14 protein-coding genes are annotated in these 17,125 nt (G+C 53.8%); 4 read left to right on the top strand and 10 right to left on the bottom strand.

All coding sequences use genetic code 11. From position 1 onward, the window contains the following. Nucleotides 1-147: 147 nt before the first annotated feature. Nucleotides 148-555 (bottom strand): DUF8160 family protein, encoded by a 408-nt coding sequence (locus EI982_RS00405; protein WP_157687639.1) that lies wholly within the window; start codon nt 553-555, stop codon nt 148-150. After that, nucleotides 552-1,370: a ParA family protein gene (locus tag EI982_RS00400; RefSeq protein WP_095637937.1), complete on the bottom strand. Its 819-nt coding sequence runs from the start codon at nt 1,368-1,370 to the stop codon at nt 552-554. Before EI982_RS00400 ends, EI982_RS00405 begins: the two co-directional genes overlap by 4 nt. 422 nt (nt 1,371-1,792) lie before the next feature. Between EI982_RS00400 and EI982_RS00395 the strand changes: the two genes are divergently transcribed. Next, nucleotides 1,793-2,467 carry a helix-turn-helix domain-containing protein gene (locus EI982_RS00395; protein ID WP_157687638.1) on the top strand — a complete coding sequence of 225 codons (675 nt, stop codon included), beginning with the start codon at nt 1,793-1,795 and terminating at the stop codon, nt 2,465-2,467. Further along, nucleotides 2,464-3,159 (top strand): nucleotidyltransferase domain-containing protein, encoded by a 696-nt coding sequence (locus tag EI982_RS00390; RefSeq protein WP_157687637.1) that lies wholly within the window; start codon nt 2,464-2,466, stop codon nt 3,157-3,159. The genes EI982_RS00395 and EI982_RS00390 overlap by 4 nt, the downstream gene beginning before the upstream one ends. An 83-nt stretch (nt 3,160-3,242) precedes the next feature. Here EI982_RS00390 and EI982_RS00385 read toward each other — a convergent pair whose 3' ends face one another. From EI982_RS00385 to EI982_RS00365, 5 genes are all read right to left on the bottom strand, one after another. Next, complete coding sequence (locus EI982_RS00385) at nt 3,243-3,515, bottom strand: hypothetical protein (protein WP_157687636.1); 273 nt, start codon at nt 3,513-3,515, stop codon at nt 3,243-3,245. Between the two features lie 157 nt (nt 3,516-3,672). After that, entirely contained in the window at nt 3,673-4,107 is a 435-nt protein-coding gene (locus EI982_RS00380; RefSeq protein WP_157687635.1) for a TRAM domain-containing protein, read from the bottom strand. A 58-nt stretch (nt 4,108-4,165) separates the two neighbouring features. Continuing rightward, entirely contained in the window at nt 4,166-4,732 is a 567-nt protein-coding gene (locus EI982_RS00375) for a hypothetical protein (protein WP_233255207.1), read from the bottom strand. Nucleotides 4,733-4,823: 91 nt separating this feature from the next. Then, entirely contained in the window at nt 4,824-5,456 is a 633-nt protein-coding gene (locus EI982_RS00370) for a hypothetical protein (RefSeq protein ID WP_233255206.1), read from the bottom strand. A 161-nt stretch (nt 5,457-5,617) separates the two neighbouring features. Then, nucleotides 5,618-6,466 (bottom strand): hypothetical protein, encoded by an 849-nt coding sequence (locus EI982_RS00365; protein ID WP_157687632.1) that lies wholly within the window; start codon nt 6,464-6,466, stop codon nt 5,618-5,620. A 112-nt stretch (nt 6,467-6,578) separates the two neighbouring features. Between EI982_RS00365 and EI982_RS00360 the strand changes: the two genes are divergently transcribed. Together EI982_RS00360 and EI982_RS00355 are read left to right on the top strand one after the other, a co-directional pair. Beyond that, a complete protein-coding gene (locus tag EI982_RS00360) occupies nt 6,579-8,003 on the top strand; it encodes a hypothetical protein (protein WP_157687631.1) in 1,425 nt (474 codons plus the stop codon). Continuing rightward, the gene (locus tag EI982_RS00355; protein ID WP_233255205.1) at nt 8,000-9,418 is read left to right on the top strand and encodes an argonaute/piwi family protein; all 1,419 of its coding nucleotides are present in this window, start codon (nt 8,000-8,002) and stop codon (nt 9,416-9,418) included. The genes EI982_RS00360 and EI982_RS00355 overlap by 4 nt, the downstream gene beginning before the upstream one ends. A 17-nt stretch (nt 9,419-9,435) precedes the next feature. On the opposite strand, the gene EI982_RS00350 is transcribed toward EI982_RS00355, so the two are convergent. The 3 genes from EI982_RS00350 to EI982_RS00340 all read right to left on the bottom strand — a co-directional run bounded on the left by EI982_RS00350 (nt 9,436) and on the right by EI982_RS00340 (nt 17,122). Beyond that, nucleotides 9,436-9,999, bottom strand: coding sequence for a hypothetical protein (locus tag EI982_RS00350; protein ID WP_157687630.1), 564 nt, complete (start codon nt 9,997-9,999; stop codon nt 9,436-9,438). Between the two features lie 260 nt (nt 10,000-10,259). Continuing rightward, complete coding sequence (locus EI982_RS00345) at nt 10,260-14,210, bottom strand: helicase-related protein (RefSeq protein ID WP_157687629.1); 3,951 nt, start codon at nt 14,208-14,210, stop codon at nt 10,260-10,262. A 17-nt stretch (nt 14,211-14,227) separates the two neighbouring features. Next, on the bottom strand, nt 14,228-17,122 hold the full coding sequence (locus EI982_RS00340; protein ID WP_157687628.1) for a DUF1156 domain-containing protein: 2,895 nt from the start codon (nt 17,120-17,122) through the stop codon (nt 14,228-14,230). Between the last annotated feature and the right edge of the window lie 3 nt (nt 17,123-17,125).

The raw sequence follows: 17,125 nt of genomic DNA, 5'->3' as shown, positions 1-17,125 counted from the left end.
TCACAATAGGTGAGTGTTCGTACTCACCCGTCAACTCGACTTGGACGAGCAAATCGACCAACTCTGCACGACTGAGCAGTGAGGGCTTGAGGCATATGCATTGAGATGGCCAGTCTCAACTCCTCCTGTTCCTCGTTCTGCGCGAGGTCATTCGTCTCCGAGTTCCGAAAGCCGAGCCTGAATTTCCTCAGCATCCGCATCAGAGAGCGCCTCAACACCGAACTGGACGAGTAGCGGGTAGAAGTGGCGGTTCTTCTTGAACTCGTCCTGCCCCGCCTTGCGGAGCTTCAGCTGGGACTCGAGGTAGGTGTCCTCCATCTCGTCGAGGACATCGTCGGGAATGTAGATCGTCCGCCCATTCCACTCGTCCTTGATGTTCGTCTTCGTTTTGCTCGTTCCGTTCGTTTCACTCGTTGAAGTCGATTCGGTCGTTTCGGTCGATGAACTGGTTTCCACCGTTTCACTCACCTCACTCGTTTCGCTGGATTCGACCTCCTCGTCCTCCTCTTCGTAGTTGCCCTCGATGCCGGAAGCATCGCCCCAGCCGTCGGTCATGCTTCCACCTCCTCAGGTGCGGTCTTCTCAAACGTTTCGTCGAACAGGTCGGCAATCTCGTTGAACAGGTCGCGTGCATCCTCGACGCGCTGGTTCTCCTTGCCGAAGCCGAAGACGGACACCCCCTCGCCAATCGACTGAGAGAGGTCGGTCCGCTTCGGGATCTCGAACACCGGGAGGGAGTACGCCGACTTGATCTCCTCGATGGTGTCGCGGTGCTCGGCGTTCTGCTCGACACGGTTACAGACGATGGCGAGCCGATTGATGTCTCCGTACGCCTGTTCGAGGGAACTCAGCTGCTTCGCGAAAATCTGGAGGCTGTTGGCGTTGAGCTTCTCGGGAATGACGGGGATGACGACGTTGCCGGTCGCGACCAGGGCGTTGTCGGTGAGGACGTTCAGGGATGGCGGCGTGTCGACAATGATGTAGTCGTAGTCCTTGTCGAGCTCGTCGAGAGTCATCTCCAACCGCTCGCGACTCTTCGGGGCCTCAAGCAGCGTCTGGATGTTCTTGTTGTTCGCGAGTTTCTCGCTGGCGGGAAGGATGTCGAATTCCTCGTGTTCGACGATGATGTCGTTCACCGACTCCATCTGGTCGAAGTCGAGGACGTCGAACAGCGTCGTACGGTCGGTATCGTAGTACAGATCGTTGTAGCCAAGCGAACAGGTGAGCCCTCCGTGATAGTCGATGTCGACCAGGAGGACGTCGTGGCCTCGGGCAGCGAGTGCGCCGCCAGTATGAATGACGTCGGTTGTCTTCCCCGCGCCTCCCTTCTGATTCGCCACGGTGATTCGTGCGGTGTTGGTGTCGGTCATTTCTTTCGTTTACCTCGTTGTGTTCGTTCCGTTCGTTTTGGTCGTTCTGTTCGTTTGGTTCGGTGAGGGTGTTTCACTCGGTGAGAGGAATACTACGATGTTAAAACCAATTGTTCGTTTCGCTCGTTGAGGCAAACACTATCGTTGCCATCAATGCATTCGTTCTATTCGTTACGTTCGTTTCACTCGTTCTATTCATCGAGTAGAAGCCGGCCAGCTCATCCTCAACCAGTTCGTTCCTCAGAATGCGTTCAATCCATTCATTTTTCTCGTTCTGTTCGTTTTGCTCGTTGAATTCGTTATAGTCGTTCCGCGTGTTTTCAGCGGGGATCTGGACTACCTTCGAAACAAGTGGGGAGATCGTGCTTTACGGCCAGTCAAGTAAGACTTTTAACTGTTACCGGATTATTGGTAACCACCAGATGTATGAGGTGCTCGACGACACGGCGGCACAGACTATCCTCGCCATCGAGAGTGGTGACTCCATCCGCCGTGTCGCCCAACACCTCCACACGCCCTACGAGACAGTGAGACAGGCCGTCAATCGGCTGGAAGACGCAGGCTACGTTTCCTATGACGACGGCCTCACTGTAGTCGACGAGCGCGTACACGACGCAGCGCTCGAGCTCGTCGCTGCCAGCGCCGGCGTCAGTCCACCCTCCATCGAGGAAACGTACGTCATCCCCCAGTTCAGTGACTGGCCGTTCGCGTTCACGCGGATCGACGCCGTCTACGTGTGGACTCAGGGCGGCTACCAGGTCGGTCGCGAGCCCGACGACTATCCACTGTTCCTTGCTGTTCGTGAGCAGGACGTCGACGCCTGGGAGACATTTTTCGAGTGGTTCGACCTCCCGACCGCATTCGAACGACAGCCCCGAGACGAGTTGGACGGACCGCTGCAGATCGTCCTCGAGCCACGCGCGTCACTCGATATCGAGCACGTCGAAGGGTACCCGGTGATCCCGAGAGCAGAGACAATCGAGTATATGCGTGAGAACTACGCCCAGTTCCAGTCGGGGCTGGCGATGCTCGACCGGATGTACGAGGACCTCGACCTCGGCATCACGTATCGGGAGACCGAACGGGCACAGCCATGAGCTTCACCAACCGAAGTGACGCGCTCATCGAACTGCTCGAGGAGCTCACCCAACAGGGTCACGAGTACGTTCTTGTTGGCGGCTACGCTGTCTCAGCGTTCAATGCTCGCTTCTCCACGGACCTCGATATCGTCGTCGCGCCGGACTCCAAGGCTGACTTCGTCGAGTTCCTCCAACAGCAGGGATTCGAGGAAACGGACAGTCACGCCAAGAAATGGTTCTACGACACCGAAGTAATCGAGTACGAGAAGCGGCTCACGCCGCAGCAGCCGATCGGCTTCGATCTCCTGATAAACGGACTCGGGTGTCGCCAGACGGAGGCACAGTGGTCGTTCGACCACCTGTACGACCACAGCCACCAACAGGAGGTGAGCGGAGGTACAGTGACGACCACAGCCAGAGTCATCGATGGGGCAGTCCTCGTCGCGGCAAAGCTCCATAGCGGCCGTGAAACAGACCTCCGGGACGTCCTGGCAGTAGCAGAAGAAATCGATCTCGACGCTGTCACGCCTCACCTTCGGCGAGGGGACGACGATGCGCTACGGGAGCAGCTTGAGCGTGGACTGGAGATCATAGAGAGCGATGAACTCAAGCACGGGTATCGGAGTGACTTCGGGGCCTCAGCAGTCTCAGAAGAAACGATCACCGCTCTCCAAGAGTATCTGTCTGCACAGATTAACCACCTGAGCTGAAGCGGTCGGGACCCCCTTGATCGGAAGTGAAGATAGGGTCCTTCAGCGGTGCTTGCAGTCAGTCAAAAAATTGGAGGGCGGTGTCAGTCGACCGTCGCTAACACACGGACATCCGTAGCTGAGTGTCGTTCCCGTTCAGTACGAACACGGTGCTCGCGGAGGAACTCATCAATACGGTCGGCAAGGGCCTCCGCATCCTCCCTATCGACGTGAACGATCAGCGTCGGACGCTCCTTGTCGCTGTTCTCAATCACGAGCGAGACATCCTTGAATTCGTCCGGCTGTCTATACCCCTCGAACTCATCGGCGACCTGGTCGGCCAGGTCGTCGAGTACCTCAATCGGTTCCTTTGTCATAGATTGAATTTCGGCCTTGGAAGGTTGTGCCATCGCGAACGCGTGAAGACAACGTGACGTGACTTTCAGAACCACCTCCATCAGACAAACTCGAACGGAGCCTTCTCACACCGATGGTTTACCGAGAAGAAGACCGATCCACAGAAGGGACAACAGGTTAGAGTGCTCGCGGATCGCTATCGACAATGCTCGCAAACGCGACGTTCTCCTGAACTTGTTCGATTTCGACTGTTGGCTCGTCGCCGGGCTGAGCGCCGGGAACGATCACGACGTACCCCCGTTCGACTTTCGCAATACCGTCTCCTTGATCACCGACGGTTTCGATTGTCACGTCGCGCACTTCTCCCTCATCAACAGGAGGACCAGATGAATCATGGCTCGTGCTCCCCTGAGAGGCGGGATGCCGTGGGGCCTGTGGAGATGTTGATTCAGCTTCGGAGGATGAATCAAGAAGAGCGATGCGGTAGGTTTCATCAACTGTCAGCGCACCATGCTTGATCTCACTCGGAGGAATCTCGATGACGAATGTGCCATCCTCCTCCTTAATTTTCGCAGTGAACAGCGAACACAGGGAGTCTGAGATTTCTACCATAGCTGGGTTTTGATACTGGATACAATTAATCGGTCTCTTTGAGAAGGAGCGAACTGGATCAGCTGTCCTCAGCTGGTTCTTCCCAAGGAATGTCTCGCTTGTGGACTACAGCGAGCTTTGAGTCGTCATCATCTTCCATTGTACTAAGACCACGCTGGACGAGAGTGTGAACCTGTCCAGCAGATTCCGGGAACGAAAATTGGTCATCCTCCGCGTCAGCACGGAGTTCCAGATAATGGAGGTACAACCTGAACGTCGTATCTGCTCCGATAGGCCACCAAATCGTCCCTATCTGCTCATCTACCTGATTATCCCAATGCTCTATGAGTTCACGAATATCGTCGACGAGCTCCTCCCCGGAGGTGCGAAGGCGGAGGGAGTATTCCCGATCCCGCTCCATATCTTCGATTATATCCTGAAGGAAAGGCTCAGCCTCCAAGGCGGTAGGTGAGGTCTGATCCGCTTCTAGAAGGTGTTCTAACGCCCGAATTTCTTCACGCCGAGCGGCTACAGCATATGCGACATTGTACTTGTCCTCGGGGAAGATTTCGTGCTGACTTGGTTGCTGTGCCTGAGGATCAGTATCCCCGGTGGATGAGCTAAATAAGGTCTCAAAGAGTCCCATACGCTTCGTCCGGAGGGCACTCATAAGTACTTCCTGTCAGAGTGGACCTCAGCTCCAGCGACAGTGTACCTTCTAACCAGTCGTTGCGTAATCAGAAGATTTCGTGTGAATCCTGACCGACTTGGGAACGAGTATGGAACTCATCCAAAATATAGAGGATTGAAACATCAAATAATGACGTCAGTTGTTGCTGATATCGGACGATGTCTTTCTTATCTCCGGTCACAACACGCTGAAGCACATCGCGTTCTGCAAGCCCTATTGCGTCAAGAAGCCACTGAGAGTCTACTGGAGGGATCCGGGACTCTCGAATTCCGATGTGCTCCTTGACTAGACTGCGAGCGCGCTCCTGATCGTCATAAGTTGACGACATGACGTGGACAGCATCCATTAGTGCGTCTTTCCGCTCCTTTGCGTCGTGGAGAATACGATCTCGAAGATCTTCGACACACCGTTTCGCATTCCGTGGGGTGATTTCGCGCGAGGAGAAGTAGTTCTGGAAGTGCCGAACAAAGTGTGGCTTGGCCTGACTTCGAACCTCAATATTATCGAAGAAAATCTCTAAGATCCTCTCAAAGGAAAGCCCATCGTAGCGCTGCAAATCGATTTCTCGGTTGTACATTGGGATATTATCCTCGACATTCTCTTGAAAGTCTTCAAGAACGGTCCCGAACACGCCATCGGTATCGTCAGGGTCAACCTGTAGCTGATCGGGGTCGGACACAACTCGAGGCGCTCCTTGTGGACGGCTGCAATACTCGTAGATCACAAACTCACTCGTGAAGAGCGTGTTATGACCGTCTAGGATACGCTCTGCTTCTACGGCCCACCGGTCGTGAGAAAACGTGAGTCCAATGAGGACGTTAGTGTCTACGAAGTATCGAGTCATTGGCCCGGATGGAGATCTTCGTGCGCAATTCCCCGGCGTTCAAGAATCGGAGCAACAAGTTCGTCAGCTGCACTCCGTTCAGATTCGAGTTCGGTCGCTAATCCTGAAAATTTCGCATCAAGGTCTTCCTCTTCGAATTCGTCAAGTTTCTGGATCGCAGAACTCCGAGCCTCCTCAAACGAGGTTATACCGAGGTTCCCACGGACCTCTTCCGGAGACATTCCCTGGGCATGCCGTTGAGCAAGCTCGAGTGCAAAGATACGCCAGAACGTTACATTCACCGTCATCAATCTAGAGGGGTCAGGAGAATGCGAATGGAGTTCTCGAGTGACCGCGTTATACCACTTGATTAGTGGTCGATCATACTCCGGAAATCGGTCGTTTGGAAATGATTCAAAAGTGTCGTGGACGGAGCGGAGTACCGATTCTCTGCTTGGGTCAACCTCAAAGAAATCGTGATACTCCGTATGTAACGTTCGTATCTTCTTATCTAACTCCCGAAAATCCCGCTGAACCTGATACGGTGCATCATCATACATTCGGTCTGTGAGCCATTCTAATCCATGTTCGTAATATTCAGCGAGAGCCTCTGAGACAACAGAACGTAGGCGATCTTCAAGTCCGGGCTCGTTAATACTGGCTGAGGGGACAGTCGAAGGCGTTGCTGGAGAGACAGTACCAAAGAGATACCAATAATACGGAATCTCGATGTCCAAATCTTGCTCTGTAGATTTGACGTCAATACGATAGAGGAGCTTGTGAAGCGACTTTTTCGGCAGCGCATCCGCGGCCCCTCGTTCATGATTGAGGAGGCGCAGAGTCGTTCCCAAGTCCCCGCGGTTCATTATCCCCAATATATACCGCTCGGATTATAGAAGTACCGTCGGATCCCAGTAGACTATCCAACGACTGAGGGAAAAGTAATTCACACGAGACTTCCTTGTAACGAGGTACAACGTGCCCATCTACAATCTATATAAAGAGCGGGAAGGGACGGCGCGACGCGGGGAGGACTATAAGGAAGTCGTCATCGAGTACATGGAAGGGCTGAATTACATGGTTGAGCGGGATTCAGCCTTCCACTCTACGCTTGACGATATTCAGTTTGTAAACAAAGCTACGGGCGATAAAGTGGTAGCCGAGGCAAAAGCGTATTCCACAGGCCTCAGCCCGAACGATTTTAGAGACGAATTGGCCCGGTATTTCCTCGAATATATCAAACAACCCCAACCCCACCGGTTTGACTTCTATATTTTTACGGAGACACTTTCTAATGACCAGCTCTGGAAAGGCCTGTTCGATCGTGATGTCACCGATAATCAGAAACTGGTCGACTTCTATGAAAAACTCAAAGACAGCGTTAACGATGAGGTCGTAGATCGGCTAGATGATACTGATGTAGATGAGTTCCGGGATTTTGCTATCGATACCCATGTTTTCGTCGGTACATACGATGATCTCCGTCAACAAGCTCATCAACTCGAGAAAACAGAACGGTTCCAGTACGAACCATATCTTCACTCGTACGAACCAGTTTCAGAGGAAACAGAATATGCGACGAATCTGTTTCAGGTAACCCGCTACCCTGAGACACTGTACATCATAGATACGACGGAGGAAGCCGAATCTGCTCGCGTCTATAATTACAACAACGAAGCGTTCCCCATCAAGCTTCACGAGCGGAAATTATATTCGCTCGTTCATCCGGACCATCTTCCGGGGTCTACTCGTCATTACATACATGAGGACCGTTTCGAAACACGAGAGTTCGAGGAGTTCCTCCGAACGCGGGCTCAAGAAGAGGAGCGTGAAAACATCGTAAGATCGCTTCTCAGGGGAATTTTCACTCTCGTTGCGAGAGATAACGATTGTCTCATCGACCGTGAGAAGGGAACAACTGTATACCCGGAACTAAACCGCAGACAGCACGGTTCCAAGCGAAAACTAGGTCGATCGTGGGTTGCAAAGGAGTTAGACTCCTACCCCGATGTCATCCATCGTGGTGTCAAAGTACGAGTGCGGCGCTATGCGGAAGAGTACTACTACGTTCTGCTACCCACACAAGTCTTCACTTCTGACGGTCGTCGGCCTGTAACAGGCGAGCGTAAATCGCGGCTCCAAAACGACTTCTCGCCAAATCGTTTCCACGCCCAGAATAGTAAGTACGACCGCCAGCTGCGTGTCTGGGAAGAGTTGCTGATGTCGGATCAGACCCAGCTTGATCGATTTATGGGTGGAAAGATACCCGTCGTAAAGGAACTCGAAGTGACCAGAGTTGACTCGTTGTCCCTCAATGTCCGCCCGCCCAAAGACGGAGACGAACGTGATGAGCTCATCGAGTTAGCGTCTGATCTCGAAAACACAGGTGGAATTGAACAATGACGCCTGAAGATTCCCCGTTCACGCTTCGTCACCTCGAGGAGCCAGAGATTCAGTTTGAAGGAGGTACTGAAACCTCTCCCAAACGTGGCCTTATCAGATATGGTCCACGGCTCTATGAAGAAGGACACCACACAATCAAACTCGGGATTATCGGCGATCGAGATTCGATCCGCCGGTTGACCGAACTACTTCACGATATGGAGGTCGGGATCCATCCAGGAACGAGTGATAATCCGTGGCAGGTTCCGTATCCCGGCCTTGGTAAGAGTTCCCCGCTCAATCTCTCCATCAATGCAAAGAAGGGTTGGAGACGCCAAATTCGCCGACGAGACATCCAATCTGTTACGAGTAAATCGACCCCCAGAGATCGGATGGAGCGATTCCTGAAGCTAGTGCGGAAAGACATAGAGATAATCGAACGGGATTCGGTTCAGCCGAACGCAATCATCGTCTGTATTCCGCAAGAAGTGATGGACGCGTGTACTCCTGAGAACCAGGACCATGCGCGAATCCAGTCGGAAGGTTCTGACCTGCGAAATCGAATCAAGCTGATCGGGATGGAGGCTCGAATCCCCACACAGCTGATTAAGCCATCCACACTTGCAATCCGTACTGACCGACAGCGAGCATCTCGGGCCTGGAATCTCACAGTTGGACTTCTATACAAGTCACAACGAGGGCATCCCTGGAAAACTCGGCAGATCGAAGATGGGCACTGCTACGCAGGACTCTCGTTCTACAGAGAGCGAGACGAAGGAGATGATGTAATTCGAGCTGCTCTTGCTCACGTCTTTCACGGACGGGACCATATTATCCTCCAGAGCGATCCACTCCCGGATATCACCGAGGACGAGAATGGATCTCCCCACCTCTCATATGAGGCGGCTAGGCAGGTAGGTGAGCAGATTCTGGAATATTACGAAGCTCAGAAAGGGACACGTCCCAGCCGGTTCGTCCTACATAAGCCATCTGTCTTCTGGGAAGAAGAACGTGAAGGGTTGCTTGATGCCACAGACGGTGTTCGCGATTTAGATCTAGTCTGGGTTCGTAGGCGGCCAAAGGTCAGGTTGTTCCCGCCTACGGATTATCCCGCCATGCGGGGAACCCTCCTGAGCGTCCCTGATGACGACGTCCACTATCTCTACACATCCGGATATGTCCCGGAAGAGACGACCTATCAGGGGAGTGGAGTACCATCACCGATTGAGATCCGACCTGACGAGATCTGTGAGACACCCTCGTTAGAGATCTGTAAGGAGATTCTCTTTTTCACAAAACTCGACTGGAATACATCGGACTACGCAATTCGGATGCCCGCAACCGTGAGTGTTGCAAAGCGTGTCGGTACAATCCTCTCCGAGGTAGATACGGAGTCCATTTCAGAGGTTCGGCCACAGTATTTCTACTATATGTGAATCGGTGAGTGAGAGGCTTATTCGTCTGAATCAGAGATTGGATCTAGCTGATAACCAGCAGACCGCAGAAATTCGCAGATATGCTCAACCTCCTGCTTCTCCTCAGGGGAACTCGTCCCGAGTAGTTCTTCAATTACCTGCTCTCCATCTTCACAGAGAGTAATTGATTCATTGAAGGGGGTGTTTTCCAGTGGATCTCGTCGCTCATCAATCACGATCGGCTGCCACCCGCCCTGGTACTGGTATCGGTAGAGGGTGATCGTGCGGACGGTGTCTTCGTCGACGAAGAAGCTCGTTTGTTCGCGTTTGCTGGCGACCGCGATCTTCCCGCTGTCGAGATCCGCAGCAAAGTCCTCGAAATTGTGGAACTCAGCGGGAACCGGCCCATCGACGACGTGAGTGATAACTCCCGGCCAAGTAAACCCATAGACACGCTCGAAGAAGCTGACACTATTGTCGTCGGGAGAATCAAACACGAGGAGAAGATCGCCCAGCTGGAGTTCTGTACCGTCTACGCTGATATGCGATGAATATGGATAAGCGTCGCCGTCGTCGAGGACTTCAATATCCGGCTTCGACATATTGTCCGAGTCTATTCGGAGCCACAAAGAGATAGCTAATGGAACACGCCAGATTTTCCCGAGCATTCAAAAAGTGCATCTCTCCCACCATCCGGACCCCTCACGCCGGTTGAACGACGTCGTATCCTTCTCAACCAAGCAAGTCAACAGCTAACTGTTCCAGTCTCGCACCGTCCCCGATAGCGCGGAGATTTGCTTCAAGAGCAGTATTTGGCATCTATTGGTTCATCTGGGAAGTCCATGCTTACAAAACTACCCAGCTACTGTGGCTGCTTTGTTGACTTCTCTCGGTTATCGAGGAATTGATCACACCACGTCGGAAGGGAATCCATCGGTCCATTTTCAGCCACAGTCCCATCGCCTGCAATCCGGGTAAACACGCCGTCCCGCCCCCACCCACACACGACTGGCTCTTGGTCTTGGTCGGGTCGAGTCACGATTCGCTGTTGGAGTCGCGACGTATCCTCACTCACATCCTGCAGTACTGTGAGGAGCTGTCCTAGAAGTGGATGACCTGGTGCAAGATGCTGAACCGATGGGAACTCGTCAGCACACACAGCCGAGAACGTCACCGCCACTTCATCAGTACCAGTCGCAATAGCCTGTGCAATCGTCTGTTCCCCATCCCCGGCTGGGACCTCAATCGGTGCGTCACCTACTGAGAGGCGGTATGTACTGTCCGCAAAGTCGAAGTCCCCGTCATCGTACTCGAAGTCAATCTCGTGAACCGGGGTGAATTCGACACCGGCCTCGGCAAGAGCGTCGTTATCGACCAACACTGACTGGAGGCTTGGTGTCTCGAACGGAGGGTGATACTCGTATGCCTCCTCCCCGACATCGACGAGATCCGGGTGACTGTAGGACTGCCACGCATCAAGTTTTGCTTCGTCGACGACGTCCTGAGCGACGAGGTCGTCGACGTCCTCAAGTGACTCTCCGACATCGACGCGGTCGCCCCGATTGCGTTCCTCGAGTTCTTCAGAGAACTCGCGGTCAGCTGATTCGACCGCAGTCTGGTCGTCAGCGCTGTCGGCGTTCAAGGTTGCATCCCGGATCTGTTGGCTGACGCCGGAGAGTATGGGTTGCATCTCACCGACGACGTTTTCGAAGAGGCCAATTCGGTCGTCGAGGCGATCATAGATGTCCGTCTCAACCGTGTCCTCGTAGCTGTAGTTGAGAATACGAATCTCGTCGAATCGTTGGCCGATACGGTCAATCCGACCGATACGCTGTTCAACCCTCATCGGGTTCCACGGCAGGTCGTAGTTGATGAGGGCCCCACACTCCTGGAGGTTTAGCCCCTCACTCGCGGAGTCGGTACAGACGAGGATATCGACCTGCCCATCATCACGAGAGAATTCACGCTTCACGCGCTCTTTCCCGACGTGCTCCCACGTTTCAGAATCGGGGTCGTACAGCTCGCCACCACGACCGGAATACGTCGCGATTGTCGCTCCAAGAAGGTCCGCGAGACTGTCCCGGATGAAGTCCATTGTGTCCGCGTACTGCGTGAAGACAATCACCCGGTTGTGACCAGCCCGGTCCAGCTCGTCGAGGTCGTTGTACAGCTGCTGAATCTTCGGGTCTGTATCAACCAAGTCTAAGTCGTTGACGAACGCTTCCAGGGCCTCGATTTCTTCCTCGATAAGCTGTTTCCCCTCTTCAGTCACGCTCGGGATGAGTTCAGAGAGGTCCAGGTCGTCGCTACTAGCGTCGAGTTCATCCAGAACGTCCCCGTCGTCGAGGTCCGCGTTTTGTAGCGTTTCGAGGACGACCTGCTCCGCATCACCATAGTCCCGATCACGAGCGCGTTCCCGTCCGGCAAGCACGGTTCGTTGAGCCCGAAGTGTCTCAAGCCGGTGTTTCAGGCTCTGACTGATCGCATAGACACTCGACGTGAGTCGCTGTCGGTACGTGGTCATCACGAACCCGATGGCGCGTGTTTGGGCTTCGTCAGTCTGTTGGGCTCGCTTGTAGAACTCACGTGTGTACTCGTCGATCTGGTCGTAGACCGCCCGTGTCTCCTCGGTGAGTTCGATTTTCCGTTGTTCGGGATTCCGGTTCGGAACGGTCGTATCGAGGAGTCCGACCGCCTCGTACTTCCGGAGTGTATCCCGTGTATTCCGATGGATGAGCGCGTCGACGGGTGTGGACTCCGCGAGAACATCGCGGATGACTCGCCAACCACCCGGGGAAAGTTCGTCAAGTGCGTCCTGTCGGTCGCTGCGGGACGCCATCAACCACTCGTCGGCGTCTTCAGGATAGAGGAGTCGTTTGAGTTTCGTATCCTCGCTCGCCTCGAAGCGGTCGATGTCATAATCTGCCATCGCGTCGTCGACATGGTCGAGATAGCCGTCGTAGGCGTCTCCATAGGCTCGTGCGAGCCGGCACGCGGTCAGCACACGCTCTTTGGCAATGGCACGGTCCTGTCTGTCCTCATTGATCTCGAGTTCGTCTGCAAGGTGCTGGAAGACTTTTGAGGAGAATGGTCGGTCCGTCGGGAGCCGGTCTTGGTGTTCCAGTCCATCGAGCGTGGCTTGCGTGTCCCAGGAAGCCTCCGCTTCGTCGGACTCTGAACTCGGGTTGTCGAGAACCTCGTTGAGGGCCTGCGACAGCCCGTCTCGGGTTTCGAAGAACTCCATGAAGGTATCCCGGTTATCCCAACCACCCGGAAGATCCAGCAACTGCATCAAATCGTAGAGTTCGCCAGAGTGCAATTGCATCGGGGTAGCCGTCAAGAGGTAGTAGGCGTGCGTATAATCGCGAAGCTGTTCGAGAAGTGCGTAGAAATTACTGCCACGCCGGGCGTTGTGCGCCTCGTCGACGATGACGGCGTCCCACACGCCCATCCGGTCTTCCGTATCGTGGTCGCGTCCGCGACAGCTTGCCGGGATGACGTTCCGAGACCGGTCGGATACCCGGTCTAAGGGAGCGACCTGATCCCACCGGTCGTCGAGACGAGCCGTGTGCCAGGACATAATGATGACAGTCGGCCCATCCAGCGGCGACGATGCATCGGCATCAGTCGACTGCTGTTCGTAGAGGAACCGCCAGATGGGGCTGTCCGCCCATTCGCGCTCCCCAGTGAGGTCGAGGTCCGTTGCCGATGGTGGATAGTGGTCGCGACCGCGGACGTCCCGGAATACGTGATCGCCCGCTGTATCCCGATCGAATCGGACGGCGTTGATGTTGAACTTCTCCCAGAGCTCTTCCTGCCACTGCCGCTGCAGACTCGCCGGAACCAGCAACAACCCGGTTTCCAGCTCGCCGGTGAGTCCGAGCCGGGAGAGTGTAAGACCGGCCTCGATCGTCTTCCCGAGTCCCACCTCGTCACACAGCAAGAAGCTCTGTGGATACGTATTGACGAGTGTGTCCGAGACGACTCGTTGATGAGGCCACGGCGTGATCGTGCTCGCTTCCTCGGCCAGTGCGAGCCCACCGGGCGAGAGCGGTCCATCCTGAATGATGTTCGCTTTGTCGCGCTCCGTCGGCGGAGCTGTACCGTTCGCGATCTGAATCGCTTCCTGAAGATCGCTCTCGGTGTCTGGGGCTTTCCAGTCGATGATGTCCTCTTCGATCGCCTCGGGGAGATCATACACTTCGACGAAGGGGTGTTCATCACTCCACAGTCGCTCGAAGGTCTCCTCGTCGCCGGCGACGTAATCCGCCTGTTCAGGAACCCAGGACCGATGAACTTTGAACCGCTCGTAGTTGCGAGCCCAGCCACCGACCGTCTCGTTGACGCTGCCCTCGAACGAAATCGTGTTTCCATCGCTATCGTGGAAGAGTCCAACTTTCGGATGGAAAATCTCCCAGTCGTGAGAGGGAGAGCGTGGATAGGCGACCTTGATATGGATCCGGCCCTCGCGGAGGAGACGCGCGAGAATACGGAGATTCGCATCCAGGCGTTCGTCATCGAGGTCCTCGAGGTTGTCCTCGAGACGGTCGGTGAGCGTTTCTAGAACCGGACGGTCTGACTCGTAGAGTTCGGTGCCAACGATGAGACGCATTTCACCATCGTTCTCGACGAGGGCGTGAACGCCGTTGGCAGCAGCCGCGAGTGCCGTACTGGAGAAGTAGCCCGCGATCCGGTCGTATTGCTGACTGCGTTCTAGTGCAGGCTCGTAGAAGTCCTTGACGAGATGGGCGCGTCCCTGCTCGGGCTTGCTCTCGTAGATCGACTGCCACTCGCGGTCACGTAGATTAGTCATACTGGAGGAGTTTCGAGTTAGGCGTGGTCACCGAGTTCGGTCTGTTCGGACCTATCTTTTGAGACATCAGCGAAATCGGTCGGGGTGAACTCGAGGCCGAGGGCGTCGTGGGTCCGGCCTATGGCGAGGTCGCGAGCGGCCTCCCATTCCGAACTCCGCTGGGGAAGGACTTGCAGGAGCGCTTTCAGCGTCGCTTTGAATCCAGCGTCTGTGTCGAAGTTGCGTTCTTTGAGCCAATCGATCGCGACGTCCTCGCCCTGTTTCTCGTAGACGTGCATAGCGGCGTGAACCGCATCGAGGGCGATCGTGTAGGACAGTGCTTCAGGATCGACGGGCGTCCGGTTAGATCTCTCTTCGGGGGGCAGTGTGATATCTTGGACGCGATCCTCATGGGTCTTCAATTGAATGTCGCCTCGTTTCTTGCCCCAGATTTTCGTGGACCGTTTGATATCGTCGATGTCGACCCCAATACCGAGTCCCAACTGACGTCCATCGTCGTAATGGAATGTATCTGATTCATGAACCAGCCAAGAGAGAATATACCACTCTGTGATATCATCTAAATTGTCCAGCCGCTCACCCTCGAGGTACTCTTCCACAAGGACCCGCGTAACAGCTTCACGTGCTTCTTCCAGTGCTCGTCGCGGGGGTACTTCCTGATCTTGGTCGTCTACGACGGGATATGCATCAGCGTAGACTTTGAGAGTTGGGCCGAAGGCTGAGATAATTACGTCTGTCTTGGTTAGCGAGAGACCGGCATTGAGGAGGTTCCGTGCCGCTTCTTTCGCGACTTCGCGGGTGTCAGCACGAACATCGCTCCAGAGCGTGGGGATGGCTTCATCATTTTTCTCATCTGCATCAACAGGCTTTCGACCTGTAAGGAGAAGTGTACTATCCGCGGAACCCCCTCCACGAGTATCTGTCCTCTGAGGCATCTCGCTAGTAATTGGGTGAGTAGAGGTAACAGTAAAGCCAGATCTAATAAGCGACTTCGTAAGCGTATCCCAGGCACTGGATTCCTTGTGGGTGAACATCACGGTCATTACTCCCCCGGGTTCAATTACCCGGTAGAGTTCCTGGAATATTTCAGCCATCTTATCCTCATAGTCTTCGGCGGCAAAGTCAGACTTCGATTTAGATCCGGATGCAACTTCATTATATTCAGCGACGTTAGCAACTGCTTCGTCTGTTTTGTTAGTTAGTCCTGAGGAGAACATATCAGGGAAGAGATCGCCAACGTACTCTTTCAACCATACGTAACACATGTCAGACAGCTCTGAGTAGATAATGCTGTCATAGTATGGAGGGTCAATAACAACAGCCTGTATACTATCGTCATCGAGTGAGAGATCGGCAGCATCTCCCGTTAGAACTTCCGAGCGAGATGGATCAACTCCGTCCAGATAGGATACGATCTCTTCATAGGAATTGGCAACTCGATCGAGGATCGTCCGATAGCGCTGGTTTCCTGTAGAGAGGTTATTTTCAACAAATGCCCACTGCAGGGTGAAATGCTTTCCACCTAGTGCATCACCAGGATATCCTTTGCTGGTATCCAAAGGTGAAAACCGAGTATTTCGATCTACTGCCTTACTGGCTGCTAATGAGAGAATGGTTAGAAGAGCCTCAGCCTTTCGTTCATCGTATCGAGAGCGTATTTCCTCTTTGCACTCTTGGAATGCCTGAAGGTACTCGTAATGGGTTATCAGCTGGATTGGCGTGAACGCCTCCCGCCATTCCTTAACACCATAGGGACCTGCTCGATCCTCATCACCAATATAGCGGTTTTCGGTAATCAGGCTATTTAGAGCGAAATCAGATTCAACCCTCTCGACTGCCTTCTGATGCGCCTGTCGATCTTTCTCATTGGGAGCCCGCCAACCACCATTTCCCCCGTCCTCAACATATTTTACCCCGTATATCTCAACATCGTATTCGCCTTCATGGAATTTTTCCTGAATTGAATCAGCCTCCAAAACGACTCCACATCGCAGGCACTCTGCACCACTCCTAGTTTTTGGGCCATTTTGAGGATTGAATTCGGATTTTGAGACATCGTCGGGAAGGGAGACACATTCGTATTCAACACTATCAGAACCGTCTGAAAGGACAGGTCTCGCGGCAATCCCTTTTGAGGAGGAGGACTTTTTCAGCCACCACTTCTTGACTAAGGGAATATTGCAGGCACACTCAGGACAGGCCACTGTATAGGTACATGCATAATGAGAGGGGCGTTGACGATCATTTGCACTAGGGAAATAAGTTGATAGGTTGTCAGATGCAATAGAGTCAATCTCATCACCCCACTGTTTGAGTTCAGTATTTAATGAGCCGACTTCGGGAGCATACTCATTCATCGCCTTAAGCATAAGTGAGGGGATAGGATTCAGTTCGTTAGCAATAGTGGGCAAATCATATCGAAGAGACTCAAATGGGATTACGCCACCGCCCGCTGTAGGGTCCATCACAGTAGGTAAATCTCCATCCCAGAAATCTCTGAGAAGATCATGGATTTCTGCTCGCTGACTTTCCGTAGGAGAACGAGTGAATGGACGTGGATATCCATAGTGATCTTGAAGAGTTCCCTCTCTCGAGTCTTCACTACTCTTTTTATCAGCCACATACGACGCAATGTCGACGTTACCACTCTCGTCTGACGGGCCAATCTGAATCCACCGAAGGAGTTCGTTGGCCTCAACCCCCTCGGGAAGTATCGAAGCGAGAACGGCTAGTCTCGAAGCTGGCGTAGGTCGCCGGGCAAACCAAGGGTGGAGATACCGGTGAGGAGGCATATGCTGAGGGTTCGCCTCTTTCAGATTCTCGATGCCAACCGCCTTCAGGGGAAGGTTCCCCTCAATTGCGACACGCTTCAGCTCCGAATCGCTATCTTGGTTTTCGGGATTTCGGCTCATAGT

Origin of the sequence: Haloplanus salinarum (assembly GCF_009762275.1) — an archaeon.
In the GTDB taxonomy this organism is placed as follows: domain Archaea; phylum Halobacteriota; class Halobacteria; order Halobacteriales; family Haloferacaceae; genus Haloplanus; species Haloplanus salinarum.
This window is presented reverse-complemented; position numbering and strand designations above follow the sequence as displayed.